Below are 14,918 nucleotides of genomic sequence, written 5' to 3'. Positions count from 1 at the left end.
AAAGGACCGTGCACATCGTGAAGGGCTCTCATGCGTGACATGAACGAGGACGCGGCGGCGAACGCCGGACAGCGGACGAACGACGGGCAGGCCACCGCCGAGGCGATCGAACGGGGAGGGAGCGGGCTCGGCGTCAGCGAGTTGCTGGCGCTGGTCATCCCCACGGCCGACCCGGCCGGGCGGGAGCCTGCCTCAGGCGAATCCGCGAAGGTGGCGGGCTCCGACGCCCCCGCGCCCGACGCCCCTGTCCTCGACCTCGACGGCCTGGCCGACGCCATCGCCGTCGCCGCCGGGCGCCATCTTCCCCAGGGGCACCTGGACGCCGACGCCGACTTCTTCGACGCCGGAGGCAGCTCCGTGCACGCCGTGGAGCTGGCGGCGGAGCTGGAGCGCGATCTGGGCGTGGAGCTGGACCTCGACGACGTGTTCGCCGACGCCCGGCCGAGCAGTCTGGCCCGACGCTGGCTGGAGCGGGGCGGCCACTCGGTTCCCCTCCCGGCGCCCCGGACCGCCCACGCCGAGAAGCTCCCGGCGCCCGCACCGGCCGTCCTTCCCGCCCCCGCAGCGGCCGGCCTCCCCGTCTGGTCCCCCCGGCCCGCGCAGCCCGCCCCCGTCACCACCCTCCCGCTCCCCGACCTGGCGGACGACCCGCACAGCACCGCCCGCCGTGAGGACCTCGACCAGATCCTGGCCGACCTCGCGCTCGCCGACCGTCTCCCCTTCCTCCGCTCGCCCGAGCCGTTGCCGCCCCGGCGGATCCTGCTCACCGGCGCGACCGGCTTCCTCGGCAGCCACATGCTGCTCGACCTGCTCCGGCACAGCGACGCCCATGTGTACTGCCTGGTCCGCGGGGCCGACGAGGAGGCGGCGACCGCCCGGCTCGCCGAGCAGTTGCGCACCTACCGGTTGCCATGGAACGCGGAGGTCCGTCGCCGTGTCACCGTGCTGCCCGGCGACATCCGCCGTCCCCGCCTCGGACTGTCCGACGAGCTGTGGCACACCCTCGCCCACGAGCTGGACAGCGTGGTGGGCGTGGCGGCGGCCGTCGACTTCCTGCGCGGCTACCAGTCGTTGCGCGCCAGCAACGTCCTCGGCACCCTCACCCTCGCGGAACTCGCCGCCACCGGACGGCCCAAGCCGCTGCACCACATCTCGTCCATCGCCGTCTTCAACGAGGTCGGCATCAGCTCCATGGGCGAGGACGACCCGTTCGCCCACGTCGACCGCCTCGTCGCGGGCTACGACCAGTCCAAGTGGGCCGCCGAGGCCGCCCTGCGCCGTGCCCGCGACCACGGGCTGATCGTGTCGGCGCTGCGCCCCGGCGGCATCGGCGGCCACACCAAGACCGGCGCCTACAACCCGCAGGACCTCAGCAGCGGTCTGATCTCGGCGTTCGGCCGCTTCCGCACCGTACCGGCGTTCCGCTACCTCAACGCGGCCCCCGTCGACTGGGTCAGCCGGGTCGCCGTGGCCGTCGTCTGCGAGCCGGACGCGTGGGGCTTCGACTACAACCTCACCGGCGTCCCGAACACCCTCGACGACGTGGTCCGCGACATGGCGTTCGGCGGGATGCACGTCCGGGTCGAGGACTGGGACGACTGGCGCACCGACACCCTGGCCCGCCTGGAGGCCGAGCCGGTGCCCGAACTGGCCTTCCTGGCCCGGGTGTTGCAGAGTCCGACCGCGCTGAAGCTGTGCGAGGCCACCCTCAAGGGTCCGGCGGCGAGCGCCGAGCGGACGGACGCCCTGGTGGAAGCCCTCGGGCTGACCCCGGCGGCCCGGTACGACGCGCAGGCCCAGCTGAAGACGTTCGAGAAGCTCGCCGGTGACGGACTCGCCCGGCTGCCCCGGAAGGAGGACCAGCCCTACCTGTGGTTCGCCGAGACCACCGAGGGCCGGGTCCGCCGGGCAGGCGGCACCGCGGACACAGCCGACACCGCAGACGCGGCGGGCAGCTCCGGCAGCCCCTGCTCCATGGCGCTCACCCTCTCCATCGCGAGCATGTACCAGCTCGTCAAGGAGCGCCGGGTCGACGTCTCCGGCGAGATCACCTGCCCGGCGGTCCACGCCGAGCCGCTCACCGTCGTCCACGGCGACGTCTGGGTGCGCCCCGAGGAGGGCATCCCGCAGCAGCACGGGCTCAGGCACCAACTCCTGCGCTACCGCCTCCGGTTGCGCGACGCGGAAGAACAACTGTGGTGGCTGGAGGGACACAAGTACGCCCGCGCCCGCCGCGACCTGTGGCGCCAGACCCGCGCCCTGACGATCGAACTCGGCCGCGAGGGCGAACCCGCCACGTTCACCGGTGAGGTCGTCGTGCCCGCCGACTCCTACGTCCGCGACCAGATCGACGGCATCAAGGTCGCCCCGCACCTCACCGGCCAGGAGAAGCGGGCCGCCAAGCTGACCTGGCTCGCGTGGTTCGGCCTGGAGATGGGCCGCGGACTCGCCGGCCCCTTCGCCCGCGCCGCCGCGGACCTGCTCGACCTGCGCCGCACCCCGAACCCCACGGAGCGCCACCGATGATCTTCAAGACGACCTCAGCGCCCCGGCGGCAGCTCCGCAGGGTCAGGACCACCACCGCGCTGCGCCCGCTGCGCCACCGCCTGGACCCGGCGCGCGTGGAGGAGATCCCGTTCCGCGCGGCCGACGGGGTCCGCCTCGGCCTGACCCGCGTCGACCCCGGCGAGAGCGGCCGCCCCGCCGTGCTCCTCCTGCACGGCCACACCGCGTCCGCCGACATGTTCCTGCTCCCGGAGACCCGCAACCTCGTCGACTCCCTCCTCGACGACGGCTACGAACCATGGCTCCTGGACTGGCGGGGCAGCTGCCGGCTGCCCTACAACGAGACCGGACAGCGCTACACCTACGACGACGTGGCCCTGTACGACATCCCGGCCGCCGTCTCCCACATCCGCGAACGCATCGGCGACCGCCCGCTGTTCGTGGTCGCCCACTGCATCGGCTCCCTCACCCTCTCCCTGTCGATGACGGCCGGACTGGTCCCCGGCCTCGCCGGCGTGGTCTCCCAGGGCGTGTTCCTCACGCCGAAGCTGGCCGGCCGCACCTCCCTGCGCATGTCGGTGGCGGGGGAGCTGCTGAAGTCCCGTATCGACCACATCCCGGTCGACTTCCGCAAGGTGGGCCTATGGTCGAAGTACACGCCGCTGTTCGCCCTCGCCTCCCGCAAGGCGTCCTGCCCCGACCCGACCTGCCAGATGCTGCACAACTCGGCCTGGGGGAGCGGCGCTTCACTCTTCGTGCACGAGAACCTGTCCGAGGCCACCCACGACCGGCTCGCCGAGCTGCTCGGCCCCGCGCCGCTGTGGATCCTGCCGCATCTGCGCCGTATCGAGCTGGCCCGCAGTGTGGTCCGCTGGCACGAGACCGACGGCCGCTACCGGTCGCTGCCGCGGAACGCCCTGGACGCGGCCGCCCGCATCGACACGCCCGTCCTGCTGCTCGCCGGCAGCGAGAACGGCCTGTGGCTCGACTCGCAGCAGCTCTGCCACGAGGTCCTCGCCCACCGCCAGCCCCAGCTCGACGTCCGGTACACCGAGATCCCGGGCTACGGCCACCTGGACACGTTCCTCGGCCGGGGCGCCGCCCTGGACGTGTACGGGCACATCCTCGACTTCCTCGGCGAACGACGGTGACGCCGACCCGTCGGCCGGTTACCGTACGCGTCAGTAACCGGACGTTCACGCAGGAGGCACCCATGCCGCAGCTCGAAGTCGACGGCGCGAGACTGACGTACGACGACGAGGGGCCGCGCGAGGGCGGCGGGGTGCCTCTGGTGTTCGTGCACGGCTGGACGGCGAACCGGCACCGCTGGGACCACCAGGTGGCGCACTTCTCGAAGACGCGCCGGGTGATCCGGCTCGACCTGCGCGGGCACGGCGACAGCGCCGGGGCGGGTGTGAAGACGGTCCAGGAGCTGGCGAACGACGTCCTCGCCCTCCTCGACCACCTCGAGGTCGAGCGGTTCGTGCTGGTCGGCCACTCGATGGGCGGGATGATCTCGCAGACCATCACCCTGGCCCACCCCGAGCGCGTCGAGCGCATGGTGCTGGTGAACTCCATCGGCCGGATGGCGTACAACCGGGGCAGAGGCCTGCTGATGGCCGCCTCCACCCTCGTCCCGTACAAGCTGTTCGTCGCCACGAACATCCAGCGCGCCTTCGCCCCCGGCTACCCGCGCGACGAGATCCGCGCCTACATCAAGTCCTCCGCGGACACCCCGCGCGAGGTGGTCATGACCCTGTACGGCGCCATGCGGGCGTTCGACGTCCTGGACCGGGTCGGGGAGATCCGCACGCCGACCCTGATGATCCACGGCTACCACGACATCCAGCTCCCGGTGAAGCAGATGCTGCGGATGGCCAAGGCCTATCCGGACGCCACCGTCCGCATCCTCGACGCGGGCCACGAACTGCCCGTGGAGAAGCCGGCCGAGCTGACGGCGGCCATCGACGCCTTCGTGACCGCCCCGTCGGTCCAGCCGGACGCCGCTAGCTGAAGCCGTCCGGGTCCGCCGCCTTCCAGTCGGCCGCCCAGGACTCGGGCGGCCCGGACAGCAGCGCCCCCGGCTCCAGCCACTCGTACAGGTCCGCGTACGACCGGACCGTCCCCGGGCCCGTCCGCCGCACCAGGTGGGCGGGCCTCAGGCCGGCCGGCTCCCGGACGCCCATCGAGGCCATGATCCGCACCGCGTCGCGGACCGTCCCGCGCTGGTAGTGGCGGACCCGCCGGGACTTGTCCTCCACGTCCAGGGCCCGCATCCGTCGCGGGTCCTGTGTCGCGACACCGACCGGGCACGCGTTCGTGTGGCAGCGGCCGGTCCCAACACAGCCCACGGCCCGCATCATCGCGCGGGCCGCGTTGGTGTAGTCGGCGCCCTGGACGAGCCGCCGGACGACGTCCGCACCCGTGGTCACCCCGCCGCTCGCCCCGATCCGCACCCGGTCCCGCAGTCCGACGCCGACCAGCGCGTTGTGCACGGTGATCAGCCCCTCGGTGAGCGGCAGCCCGACCTCCCCGGCGTACGGCGGCGCCGCGCCCGAGCCGCCCTCCGACCCGTCCACCACCACGAAGTCCGGCGCGACGCCCTCCGCGACCATCGCCCGGCACACCGCGAGGAACTCGCGGCGCGAGCCGACGCACAGCTTGACCCCGGTCGGCTTGCCGCCCGCGAGCTCCCGCAGTCGCGCCAGGAACAGCACCAGCTCGCGTGGCGTGGAGAACTCCCGGTGCCCCGGCGGAGACACCACCGGCTCACCCACCGGCACGTTCCGCTCCCGCGCGACCGAGGCGCTCACCTTCACGCCGGGCAGCAGCGCGCCGCCGCCCGGCGCGGCCCCCTGCGACAGTTTCAGCGACACACACCGCACCTCGGGCAGCGCCGCCTTGTCCGCGAACTCCCGCGCGTCGAATCCCCCGGTCCCGGTCCGGCAGCCGAAGTAGCCCGTCCCGATCTCCCAGACGAGGTCACCGCCGCCCCGCAGATGGTGCTCGGACAGCCCGCCCTCGCCGGTGTCCTGCGCGAACCGGCCCAGCGCGGCACCCCGGTTGAGGGCGAGCACCGCACGGGGCGACAGCGCGCCGAAGCTCATCGCGGACACGTTCAGCAGCGCCATGTCGTACGGCAGCCGGCAGTCGGGCCCGCCCACCCGCACCACGGGAGCCTCCTCGGGCGGTTCCACGGGGGCGAGGGACGACACCAGGAACTCGCCCACGGCGCCGGACCGCTCGTCACGACCGCGCCGGGGCACGAACGGCAGCCGCCCGGTCAGGGGATACGCCCGCAGCAGCGAGTCCCGGCGCTGCACCAGATCGCGGACACCGAGGGCGGTCAGCGCCAGCAGTGGACCGGCCGCGAACCACCACCGCGCCGAGCCGGCGCACGCGGCGAGGGTCGCCCCGGCCGCGCCGGCGGCGACCAGCAGCAGCGGCAGACCGCGGCGCACTCAGTCGTCCTCGTCGGCCCCGCAGGAGCTGCCGCTCGGCGGGAGGGAACCGTACAGAAGGAAGTCGTCGACCTTGCGGTGCACGCACTTCGACGAGCCGTACCCCGTGTGGCCCTCGCTGCGGTTGTCGAGCACCACGGCCGACGACCCGAGCCGCTCCGCCGTCTCCACCGTCCAGTGGTACGGCGTCGCCGGGTCCCCGCGGGTGCCGACCAGCAGCATCTTCGGCGTGTCCAGGTCCTTCACCTCCTCGCGTATGTAGTCGGTGCCCTTGGGGCGGCCGTAGCACATCAGGACCTGGGTGAGCCGGTACGGCCCGAAGACCGGCGACGCCTCCTCGTAGGCGGCGCGCAGCCGCTTCAGGTCGGCGGTGATCCGCTCGGCGGTGGGGCGGTCGGGATCGTCGGCGCAGTTGATCGCCATCAGCGCGGCCGGCAGGTTGTCCAGGGGGATCTCCTCCTCGTCGGCCAGACCCCCGCCCGGATCACCGCCCCCCGGGTCGCGCACCGGCAGGGAGAGGCCACCGGTGGCGAACGCCATCACGCCGCTGGTGTCCCCGCTCTCCACGAGCTGGGCCAGCGCCCGCTCCAGGGAGGGCCACAACTCCTTGCTGTACAGTCCCTGCCCGATCGCGCCCACCAGGTCCTGCCCGGTGAAAGGCTCACCGAAGTCCGTCGGCACCGGGTCCTCGTCCATGGAGCGGACCAGCCGCCGCACCTCCTCGCGGGCCGTGCGCGCGTCCTGGCCGAACGGGCAGGCGATGTCCTTCACGCACCAGTCCACGAAGTCGTCCAGCGCCACCTGCTGACCCCGGGCACCCGCGATGCCCTGCTCGGCGAGCGGCTCGGTGAGCGTGTCCACGCCGTCCAGGACCAGCCGGCCCACCCGGTCGGGGAACTGGGCGGCGTACACCGCGCCGAGCCGGGTGCCGTAGGAGAAGCCCAGGTAGTTGAGCTTCTTGTCACCGAGGGCCGCGCGCATCACGTCCAGGTCCTTGGCCGCGTCCACCGTGCCGATGTGCGGCAGGACCGGCCCGGAGTGCTCGGCGCACGCGGCGGCGGCCTTCTTCAGCTGCGCGAGCAGCTCCCGCGGATCGCCGAGGTCGTCCGGGTCGTCGTCGACGGCCGCGTACGCGTCGTCCTCGGCGTCCCCGCAACTGACCGGGGAGGACCGGCCGACGCCCCGGGGGTCGAAGCCGACCACGTCGTAGCCGTCGGTGAGGTCCATGAACTCCTTGCCGCCGTACGCGAGTTCCGGGACACCGGGTCCGCCGGGGCCGCCGAAGTTCAGCAGTACGGAGCCGCGCTTGTCGCCGGTGGCCCGATAGCGGGCGAGCGCCAGGTCGAGGGTGGCGCCCTTGGGGCGCGCGTAGTCGACGGGCACGGTCACCTTGGCGCACTGGAGATCGTCGGGCATGCCGTCGCCCGTGCACTTCTCCCACTCGACCTTCTGGTCGTGGAACCGGGAGAGGTCCGGGGGACGGTCACCGTCGCCCGCCGCGGTCGTCGTCGGCAGTCCCGCGCCGAGCAGGGTCAGTGCGGCGGCCACGGCGAGCGCGCCGCGTCGCAGTGCGGGTCGCGTCGACAGCTTGGCCAGCATCAATGCCTCCCAGGACGCCTTGCAGCGGACCGGGGACCGGCGCCCCGGCCCACGATAGGCGGGCTCCGCGGGACCCGCCTCCGGACGCCGGGCGGCCCGCGCGAGGCCCGCCGTGCGGGCACCGCGAGAGGCGGTCCGCGGGCGGCCGACGGCGGGATTGTCTGCTTAACATCCAGTTCGATGAGAGTGGCACCCATTGGGGTGAAAGACCGTTTGGCCATAACTCGCATGGTTCGAGCCGCGTTCTACGGGGTGCGGGCGAGTGCCCGCGACCATGTCTGGAAGGCAGGGACCCATGAGACGGGTAACCCGAAACGGTGTGATCGCCGTCGCCGCCGCCTCGGGCGCGCTGGCCGTAGCGATGCCCGCGTTCGCCGACTCCGCGGCGGACGGAACCGCGGCCGGCTCGCCGGGACTGATCTCCGGCAACGGAGTCCAGTTGCCGGTGCACGTCCCGGTGAACCTGTGCGGGAACACCGTGAACGTGGTGGGACTGCTCAATCCCGCCGCGGGCAACGCCTGCGCCAACAAGGGCTCGGCCGCCGCACCCGCGAAGAACGGTGGCGGCGCGAGCGCCCACGGCGGTGCCCAGGACTCGCCCGGCGTGGTCTCCGGCAACGGCGTCCAGTTGCCGGTCGACCTCCCGGTCAACGTGAGCGGCAACAGCGTCAACGTCGTCGGCATCGCCAACCCGGTGTTCGGCAACGAGTCCGTCAACACCTCGGACGAGGAGCCGGCACCCCCGGCCGAGCCGAAGCCGGAGCCGGAGCCGGAGCCGCCGACGCGGCACACCCCGCCCGCCGCGTCCCACGCGGACCCGACGGTGGTGCCGCCCGTCCGGGCCGCACAGGCGCCGCACACCATGTCCGCCCTCGCCCGCACGGGCACGGACGGCACGGTTCCCGCCCTCGCGGGCGCCGCAGCGCTGGTCCTGGGCGGAGCGGTCCTCTACCGCCGGTTCCGGCCCGCCGCGGAACACTGACCGGCACGCTCCCCGCACGGCCGTAGGCCCCCGCCCCCAGGGGGCCTACGGCCGTTCCGGCCCCGTTCAGGCGCCATGGAACCGCCGATGGAGCGCCCGCACCTCCTCCGCCAGCTCGGGCACCGGCCCCTCCACGGCGACGCCGGGGGCGATCTCCCGGACCGGCAGGGCCCGCACCGGTGCGGCGGGCACGCCCCACTCGGTCAGCCACGCCGTCAGCTGGGCGGACGAGGCGACGTACACGATGCGGCCGAGGCCCACCCACGCGTGGGCGGCCGCGCACATCGGGCAGTGTTCGCCGGACGTGTACACCGTGGCCGCCGCCCGTTCCCCGGGCGCCAGGTGCGCCGCGGCCCAGCGGGCCAGCTCGAACTCGGGATGGCGAGTGCGGTCGCCGGACGCCACCCGGTTGTGGTCCTCGGCGAGCACCGTCCCGTCGGCCCCGACCAGCACCGAGCCGAACGGCTCGTCCCCGGCCCGCAACGCCTCCTCGGCGAGTGCGACACAGCGGCGCAGATACGGGAGTTCCTCGTCCCTCAGCATGGCGTGCGGCTCTCCTCGTCCTCGGACCGATCTTCGACGTCCAGCGTAGGACGGCCCGCGTGCCGTACGTCCGGTCCGGGGCGCTCGCGGGCCCGCCGTGCGCGGGCCGGCGGAAAGGCGTGCCGCCGCCCCACGACGACCGCTGTCAGTGCCAGGCCCGTCAGGGGCAGCGCCGTCCAGGGCAGCGCACCCGCGCCCAGGTCCTCCAGGACGACACCGCCGGCCAGCGAGCCGCCCGCGATGCCCGCGTTGTACACCGTCGTCTGGAGCGAGGTCGCCACGTCCGCCGCCGCCGGGCCCGAGGCATCCACCAGCGCCGTCTGGATCAGCGTCGGCGCCCCGCCGAAGGCGGCACCCCACAGGGCGGCCGACACCAGCAGAACGGCGGGCGCCTCGGCGTACCGGCCCAGCGCGAGCATCACCGCCGCGCAGAGGGCGAGCGCGCCCAGCAGCGTGCCGCGCAGCCACCGGTCGACGAGCAGGCCCGTCGCCCAGATCCCGGCGACCGTGGACGCGCCGAACACCAGCAGCACGACGTCCGTACGCCCGAAGCCCGCCTGCGCCGCGAACGGGGCGACGTACGTGTACATCACCTGATGGCCCAGCAGCAGGAAGAAGGTGACGGAGAGGATCACCGGGGTTCCGGGCAGCATGGCGACCCGGGCGAGCGGGGTGCGCGTGCCGCGCTCCTCGCCGGGAAAGTCCGGGACCCGCCACCGCACCCAGCCCACCAGCAGCACCGCCACCCCGGCCAGCAGCCCGAACGCCGTACGCCAGCCGACCAGCCGGGCCAGCCCGGTCCCGGCGGGCACCCCCAGCGACAGCGCCAGGGTGATCCCCGCCAGCACGACCGCGATCGCCCGGCCGCGCCGCTCGGTGGGCACCATTCGGGCCGCGTACCCGGCGAGCATCGCCCACAGCGTGCCGCCCATCACCCCGGCGACCAGCCGTGCCGCGAAGGTGACGCCGTACGACGACGACAGCGCGACCACCGCGTTGCTCAGCGCGAAACCCAGCAGCGCGCCCATCAGCACCGGACGCCGGGGCAGGCCGCGCAGCAGCGCGGTCACCGGGATCGCCGCCGCGACCGACGCGACCGCGTACCCCGTGACCAGGAAGCCGACCCGGGACTCGGGGACGCCGAGCGCCGGCGCCATGCGCGGCAGGAGTCCGGCCGGCAGCAGCTCGGTGACGACGGCGGTGAAGGCGGCCGTGGACAGGGCGAGCAGCCCCGACCAGGGCAGGGGCGCGGGCACGACGGTGCCCTCGGCCATGGGTGCGGTGGACATGCGACCATCGTCGGACCTTCACATCAGTGTGAAGGCAAGCGCGATCCGGAGCCAGACATGAAGATCGGCGAACTCTCCCGCCGCACCGGTGTCCCCACCCGGCTGCTGCGCTACTACGAGGAGCAGGACCTGCTCCACCCCGACCGCGGCGAGAACGGCTACCGGGCCTACGGCGAGGCGGCCGTCCGGGACGTCCAGCAGATCCGCGGGCTGCTCGACTCCGGGCTCACCACCGAGATGATCCGGGCGATCCTGCCCTACCTGTCCGGGCCCGACGAGATCATCCTGCCCGCCGAGCATCTGACCCCCGAGACCGCCGCCCTGCTCCAGGACCACATCGACCGCATCCAGTCCCGCATCGACTGCCTGGCCCGCAACCGCGACCGGCTCAGCGGCTACCTGGCGGCCGTACGACCGGGCGAGACCGCCGCCCGCCGGTAATCCCGTTGATCACATGGGGACGCGATGGTGAAGTGTGCCCATGGACAACGCCGCGGTACTCGCCCTGTACGACCGGGACATGCGCGAAGGCGCACTCCCCGAGAGCCCCGGCGCACGCGTCGAACGCGCCGGGCAGGTGGTCCGCCATGTCGGGTCCGAGGACGGCTGGAACGGCGTCGTGTGGTCCGACCTGAATGCCGCGGACGCCGACGCGGCGATCGCCGAGCAGGTCGCGTACTTCGGCGGGCTCGGCCGGGACTTCGAGTGGAAGCTCTACGGGCACGACCGGCCCGTCGACCTCGGGGACCGGCTCGTCGCGGCCGGGTTCGTGCCCGAGCCGGAGGAGACCCTGATGATCGGCGAGACGGGCGAGCAGCTCGTCGGTGCCGAACTGCCCGAGGGGCTCCGCATCGTGCCGGTCACGGACATGGCGGGCGTCGGCCTCATGGCCGAGGCGAACGAGAGGGCGTTCGGCAAGGACTCCGCCTGGCTGGTCGACCTGATGCGGGACCGCCTCGCAACGGACCCGGACAACCTCGTCGCCCTCGTCGTCCTCGCGGGTGACGAGCCGGTCAGCTCGGCGCGCATGGAACTGATCCCCGGCACCCGCTTCGCCGGCCTCTGGGGCGGCGGCACCTCGCAGGCATGGCGCGGCCGAGGCATCTACCGCGCCCTGGTCGCCCACCGCGCCCGCATCGCCGCCGACCGCGGCTACCGCTACCTCCAGGTCGACGCCTCCGACCAGAGCCGCCCCATCCTCCAACGCCTCGGCTTCGCCCCCCTGACCACGACGACGCCGTACGTGTACGTGCCGTAGGCCCGCCCGTCCTCGCCTCGCGGGGTTCCCGGCGTTCCCGGACCGCCCGTTCGGACGCGTGTCGGTTGCCCGGTGGGCGGGGCGCCGGTGGTATGGCTGCGGGGCCGCTGTCGCAGGGCCCGGCTCCCGTCAGCCGCGAGGGAAGGTCCCACCCATGCCACGGACCGTCATACGGATGCCGCTCAGAGGGGTCGCGAGCGCGGCGGCCGGGGCGTTGGTGATGCTGCTCGGAGCGGCCGGCCCGGCAACCGCCGGCGGACCGGGCGGTGACGACGCCGTCGTCCTGCGGTGGAAGCCCTGCAAAGGTGAGACGCAGGCCGCATTCGACTGCGCGGTGGCGAACGTGCCGCTGGACCACACCCGCCCCGAGCGCCGCACGATCGAGCTGGCCGTGATCCGGCACCGCGCCGCCGAACCCGCCGAGCGGGCCGGCACGCTGTTCTTCAACCCCGGCGGTCCGGGCGGCCCCGGCACGGTCGGACTGCCCGAGCTGTACGAGAAGTTCCCGCGCGACCTGCGCGACCGCTACGACATCGTCAGCTGGGACCCGCGAGGCGTCGGTGAGAGCACGGCCGTGCGCTGCTTCGCCTCCGCCCGGGAGGCCGCCGCCTGGCAGGCCGAGGTCCCGCCGTTCCCGGTGGGCGAGCGCGAACAGCGCGCGTTCACCGCCTCCTACGCCGACCTCGCCCAGCGCTGCCAGCGCGACGACCCGGAGCTGCTGCGCCACATCTCCACCGCCGACACCGCCCGTGACCTGGACCTGCTGCGCCGTGCGACGGGGGAGGAACGGCTGAACTACTGGGGCATCTCGTACGGCACGCTGCTCGGCGCCACCTACGCGAACCTGTTCCCCGAGCGGGTCGGGCGCCTGGTCGTCGACGGGAACGTGGACCCGCAGGCGTGGGTGAACCGGGGCGCGACCGGTGAGCCCGAGCTGAACACCTTCCTGCGGCTCGGCTCCCACCTGGGCTCGGCCGGGGCGCTGGAGCAGTTCCTCGGCCACTGCGGCCGCGCACCCGTGACGGGGTGCGTGTTCTCGGCCGGCAGCCCGGCGGCCACCCGCGCCAAGTACCACTCCCTGCTGCGGCGCCTGGCGAAGCGGCCGGTCGGGGAGTGGACGTACGCGCGGACGGTGAGCGAGGTGCGCGGCGGGCTCTACACCGTGCACCCCGGCTGGGCCGGGATCGCGGACACGCTCCAGGGACTGTGGGGCGGCCGGGCGCCCGTGGATCCCGGGACGGTGGCGGCGGAACCGGCGCGGTACCCGGGCTTCGAGCAGTCGGTCGCGGTCATGTGCGCCGAGAGCCCCAATCCCATCTCGCCGGACCGCTATCCCGGGCTGGAGCGGCGGGCGGTGGCGGAGGCCGGGGCGCTGGGCAGCTGGTGGGCCTGGGCCAACGAGCCGTGCACCGCGTGGCCGGCCCGCGCGGCGCGGCCGTACACCGGTCCGTGGAACCGGACGACCGCCCACCCGGTGCTGGTGGTCAACCCGACGTACGACCCCTCGACGCCGTACGCGTCGGGCCGCGCCATGGCCGCGGAGCTGGGCAGTGCGCGTCTGCTGACGCTCGACGGGTACGGGCACACGGCGCTGGACAATCCCAGCGCGTGCGTGGGGCGGCACGTGGTGCGCTACTTCCGCACGGGCGCGCTGCCGCCGGAGGGCGCCCGGTGCGCGCAGGACCTCCCGCCGTTCGTCGAGCGGCTCCCGGAACCGGCGCCGCCGCCGCCCGCCTCGGCAGGTACGCCGACGGAGACCCTGCCGGCGGGCCGGGCCCCCGAGGTGCTGCCGTCGTACGGTGTCTGGCCGCCCGAGGTCGCCTCGGGCCTGTTGCCCCCGCGGAATGTCGTACGGACGCCGAGCCGCCGTTGACATGCAGGTGCCTGCCTGCATAACGTGGGGTGTGCGATCAGAGAGCGACTCCGCGATGGACCAGGTGTTCAAGGCGCTGGCCGACGACACGCGGCGACGGCTGCTGGACCGGCTGCACGAGCGGTCCGGGCAGACCCTCGGGCAGTTGTGCGAGCACATCGACATGAGGCGCCAGTCGGTCACCCAGCACCTGGCCGTCCTGGAGGCCGCCAACCTGGTCGCGACGGTGCGGCGGGGGCGGGAGAAGCTGCACTACCTCAACCCGGTGCCGCTCCACGACATCCAGGAGCGGTGGATCGACAAGTTCGAGCGTCCGCGGCTGCGCGTGCTCACCGAGGTCAAGCGACGAGCCGAGGAAGCCATGACCGACAAGCCCACCTTCGTCCATGTCACCTACATCGCCAGTACCCCCGAGCAGGTCTGGGACGCGCTCACGGACGCCGATCTGACCGCCGCCTACTGGGGGCACGGCAACGTCTCGGACTGGCGGCCGGGCTCGCGCTGGGAGCATGTGCGCACGGACGGCTCCGGCACGGCCGACGTCGTCGGCACCGTCGTGGAGAGCGAGCGTCCGACCCGGCTCGTCACCACCTGGGCCGCACCCGACGAGGAGGGCCTGCCGGAGCGGCACTCGCGGGTCACCTTCGAGATCCGGCCGCACGCCGACATCGTCCGCCTCACCGTCGTCCACGAGGACCTCGCCGACGAGGGCGCGCTCGCCGAGGTCTCGCAGGGCTGGCCCGCGGTGCTGTCCAACCTCAAGTCGCTGCTGGAGACCGGCCGGACCCTGCCGCAGGAGCCCTGGCTGGTGCCCAGCGGCTGAGCGGACGACTCGGCCGCGCCGGTGGACGCGGACGGGAAGGGGAACGGGAACGGGGACAGCGGAAGGCGGCCCGGCCGGGCCGCCTTCCTGTCGTCGCTGTGTCGGGGCCTTTCTCGTCGAGGCGGATCACGCCCTGGGCGTGTTCTTCGCCGCCGTACCGGCGCACACGAGCCCCAGGATCAGTGCCAGCGCCCCGATGATGATGTTGTTGACGATGACACCGGCGTCCGGGCTGTCGCCGACAACCCACGGAGCGACGATCATCCAGATGCCGAGCGCGCACATGGCCCAGCTCAGGCCGTACATACGGGCCGGAGCCGCGGTGAACCCGAGCGCCAGCAGGCCGATCGCTATGCCGACGATCAGGTTGTGGGTCACGAGTGCCGGCTGGCTGGCGGTGTAGTGGAGTATCCACGGGGATACCGCGCAGTACAGACCGAGCAGGAACACCGGTCCGTCCACGAGTGCCACATCGCGACCACCGAGCATGCGGTCGTGCCGAGTCCGCATCTCGGAAACATCCGGGTGAGTCGACATGTCGCCCCTGGAGTGCGAGACGTTGGCCATGACTCATCTCCTTTGACT

Annotated in this window: 13 protein-coding genes; 8 read left to right on the top strand and 5 right to left on the bottom strand. The window is 73.5% G+C overall.

All coding sequences use genetic code 11. From position 1 onward, the window contains the following. The first annotated feature begins 30 nt into the window (after positions 1–30). The 3 genes from ACFWJX_RS17675 (at position 31) to ACFWJX_RS17665 (ending at position 4,519) form a co-directional block, all read left to right on the top strand. The gene (locus ACFWJX_RS17675; RefSeq protein WP_383243443.1) at positions 31–2,526 is read left to right on the top strand and encodes a thioester reductase domain-containing protein; all 2,496 of its coding nucleotides are present in this window, start codon (positions 31–33) and stop codon (positions 2,524–2,526) included. Next, positions 2,523–3,656, top strand: a complete 1,134-nt coding sequence (locus tag ACFWJX_RS17670) for an alpha/beta hydrolase (protein WP_383243440.1) — start codon at positions 2,523–2,525, stop codon at positions 3,654–3,656. The genes ACFWJX_RS17675 and ACFWJX_RS17670 overlap by 4 nt, the downstream gene beginning before the upstream one ends. A 62-nt stretch (positions 3,657–3,718) precedes the next feature. After that, on the top strand, positions 3,719–4,519 hold the full coding sequence (locus ACFWJX_RS17665; RefSeq protein WP_383243438.1) for an alpha/beta fold hydrolase: 801 nt from the start codon (positions 3,719–3,721) through the stop codon (positions 4,517–4,519). On the opposite strand, the gene ACFWJX_RS17660 is transcribed toward ACFWJX_RS17665, so the two are convergent. Both ACFWJX_RS17660 and ACFWJX_RS17655 read right to left on the bottom strand, forming a co-directional pair. After that, positions 4,512–5,966 (bottom strand): glutamate synthase-related protein, encoded by a 1,455-nt coding sequence (locus ACFWJX_RS17660; protein ID WP_383243435.1) that lies wholly within the window; start codon positions 5,964–5,966, stop codon positions 4,512–4,514. The two genes, ACFWJX_RS17665 and ACFWJX_RS17660, sit on opposite strands and share 8 nt — an antisense overlap. Further along, positions 5,967–7,565, bottom strand: a complete 1,599-nt coding sequence (locus ACFWJX_RS17655) for an alpha/beta hydrolase (RefSeq protein ID WP_383243432.1) — start codon at positions 7,563–7,565, stop codon at positions 5,967–5,969. It abuts the gene before it with no gap. A gap of 295 nt (positions 7,566–7,860) precedes the next feature. On the opposite strand from ACFWJX_RS17655, the gene ACFWJX_RS17650 reads away from it, so the two are divergent. Next, complete coding sequence (locus tag ACFWJX_RS17650; RefSeq protein WP_383243429.1) at positions 7,861–8,547, top strand: chaplin; 687 nt, start codon at positions 7,861–7,863, stop codon at positions 8,545–8,547. Positions 8,548–8,613: 66 nt separating this feature from the next. On the opposite strand, the gene ACFWJX_RS17645 is transcribed toward ACFWJX_RS17650, so the two are convergent. Both ACFWJX_RS17645 and ACFWJX_RS17640 read right to left on the bottom strand, forming a co-directional pair. After that, on the bottom strand, positions 8,614–9,090 hold the full coding sequence (locus tag ACFWJX_RS17645) for a nucleoside deaminase (RefSeq protein WP_383243426.1): 477 nt from the start codon (positions 9,088–9,090) through the stop codon (positions 8,614–8,616). After that, positions 9,084–10,379: an MFS transporter gene (locus tag ACFWJX_RS17640; RefSeq protein WP_383243423.1), complete on the bottom strand. Its 1,296-nt coding sequence runs from the start codon at positions 10,377–10,379 to the stop codon at positions 9,084–9,086. Before ACFWJX_RS17640 ends, ACFWJX_RS17645 begins: the two co-directional genes overlap by 7 nt. A gap of 57 nt (positions 10,380–10,436) precedes the next feature. Between ACFWJX_RS17640 and ACFWJX_RS17635 the strand changes: the two genes are divergently transcribed. The 4 genes from ACFWJX_RS17635 to ACFWJX_RS17620 all read left to right on the top strand — a co-directional run bounded on the left by ACFWJX_RS17635 (position 10,437) and on the right by ACFWJX_RS17620 (position 14,333). Next, positions 10,437–10,820, top strand: a complete 384-nt coding sequence (locus ACFWJX_RS17635) for a MerR family transcriptional regulator (RefSeq protein ID WP_383243420.1) — start codon at positions 10,437–10,439, stop codon at positions 10,818–10,820. A gap of 40 nt (positions 10,821–10,860) precedes the next feature. Next, positions 10,861–11,637 (top strand): GNAT family N-acetyltransferase, encoded by a 777-nt coding sequence (locus tag ACFWJX_RS17630; RefSeq protein WP_383243417.1) that lies wholly within the window; start codon positions 10,861–10,863, stop codon positions 11,635–11,637. A 175-nt stretch (positions 11,638–11,812) separates the two neighbouring features. Then, on the top strand, positions 11,813–13,510 hold the full coding sequence (locus tag ACFWJX_RS17625) for an alpha/beta hydrolase (protein WP_383243415.1): 1,698 nt from the start codon (positions 11,813–11,815) through the stop codon (positions 13,508–13,510). A gap of 55 nt (positions 13,511–13,565) precedes the next feature. Further along, positions 13,566–14,333, top strand: coding sequence for an ArsR/SmtB family transcription factor (locus tag ACFWJX_RS17620; RefSeq protein WP_383244014.1), 768 nt, complete (start codon positions 13,566–13,568; stop codon positions 14,331–14,333). 126 nt (positions 14,334–14,459) lie between these two features. On the opposite strand, the gene ACFWJX_RS17615 is transcribed toward ACFWJX_RS17620, so the two are convergent. Next, positions 14,460–14,900, bottom strand: a complete 441-nt coding sequence (locus tag ACFWJX_RS17615; RefSeq protein WP_383243413.1) for an SPW repeat protein — start codon at positions 14,898–14,900, stop codon at positions 14,460–14,462. Positions 14,901–14,918 lie beyond the last annotated feature (18 nt).

Source organism: Streptomyces sp. NPDC058335 (genome assembly GCF_042723915.1).
Classification (GTDB): domain Bacteria; phylum Actinomycetota; class Actinomycetes; order Streptomycetales; family Streptomycetaceae; genus Streptomyces.
The sequence above is the reverse complement of the archived record's forward strand: the minus strand, read 5'-3'. Positions and strand labels throughout refer to the sequence as shown.

Excerpts from the sequence above, each read along its gene's own strand:
- ACFWJX_RS17620 (WP_383244014.1), top strand. The coding sequence starts at position 13,566 with ATGGACCAGGTGTTCAAGGCGCTGGCCGACGACACGCGGCGACGGCTG.
- ACFWJX_RS17640 (WP_383243423.1), bottom strand. The coding sequence starts at position 10,379 with ATGTCCACCGCACCCATGGCCGAGGGCACCGTCGTGCCCGCGCCCCTG.
- ACFWJX_RS17630 (WP_383243417.1), top strand. The coding sequence starts at position 10,861 with ATGGACAACGCCGCGGTACTCGCCCTGTACGACCGGGACATGCGCGAA.
- ACFWJX_RS17625 (WP_383243415.1), top strand. The coding sequence starts at position 11,813 with ATGCCGCTCAGAGGGGTCGCGAGCGCGGCGGCCGGGGCGTTGGTGATG.
- ACFWJX_RS17615 (WP_383243413.1), bottom strand. The coding sequence starts at position 14,900 with ATGGCCAACGTCTCGCACTCCAGGGGCGACATGTCGACTCACCCGGAT.
- ACFWJX_RS17645 (WP_383243426.1), bottom strand. The coding sequence starts at position 9,090 with ATGCTGAGGGACGAGGAACTCCCGTATCTGCGCCGCTGTGTCGCACTC.
- ACFWJX_RS17675 (WP_383243443.1), top strand. The coding sequence starts at position 31 with ATGCGTGACATGAACGAGGACGCGGCGGCGAACGCCGGACAGCGGACG.
- ACFWJX_RS17655 (WP_383243432.1), bottom strand. The coding sequence starts at position 7,565 with ATGCTGGCCAAGCTGTCGACGCGACCCGCACTGCGACGCGGCGCGCTC.
- ACFWJX_RS17635 (WP_383243420.1), top strand. The coding sequence starts at position 10,437 with ATGAAGATCGGCGAACTCTCCCGCCGCACCGGTGTCCCCACCCGGCTG.
- ACFWJX_RS17670 (WP_383243440.1), top strand. The coding sequence starts at position 2,523 with ATGATCTTCAAGACGACCTCAGCGCCCCGGCGGCAGCTCCGCAGGGTC.
- ACFWJX_RS17650 (WP_383243429.1), top strand. The coding sequence starts at position 7,861 with ATGAGACGGGTAACCCGAAACGGTGTGATCGCCGTCGCCGCCGCCTCG.
- ACFWJX_RS17665 (WP_383243438.1), top strand. The coding sequence starts at position 3,719 with ATGCCGCAGCTCGAAGTCGACGGCGCGAGACTGACGTACGACGACGAG.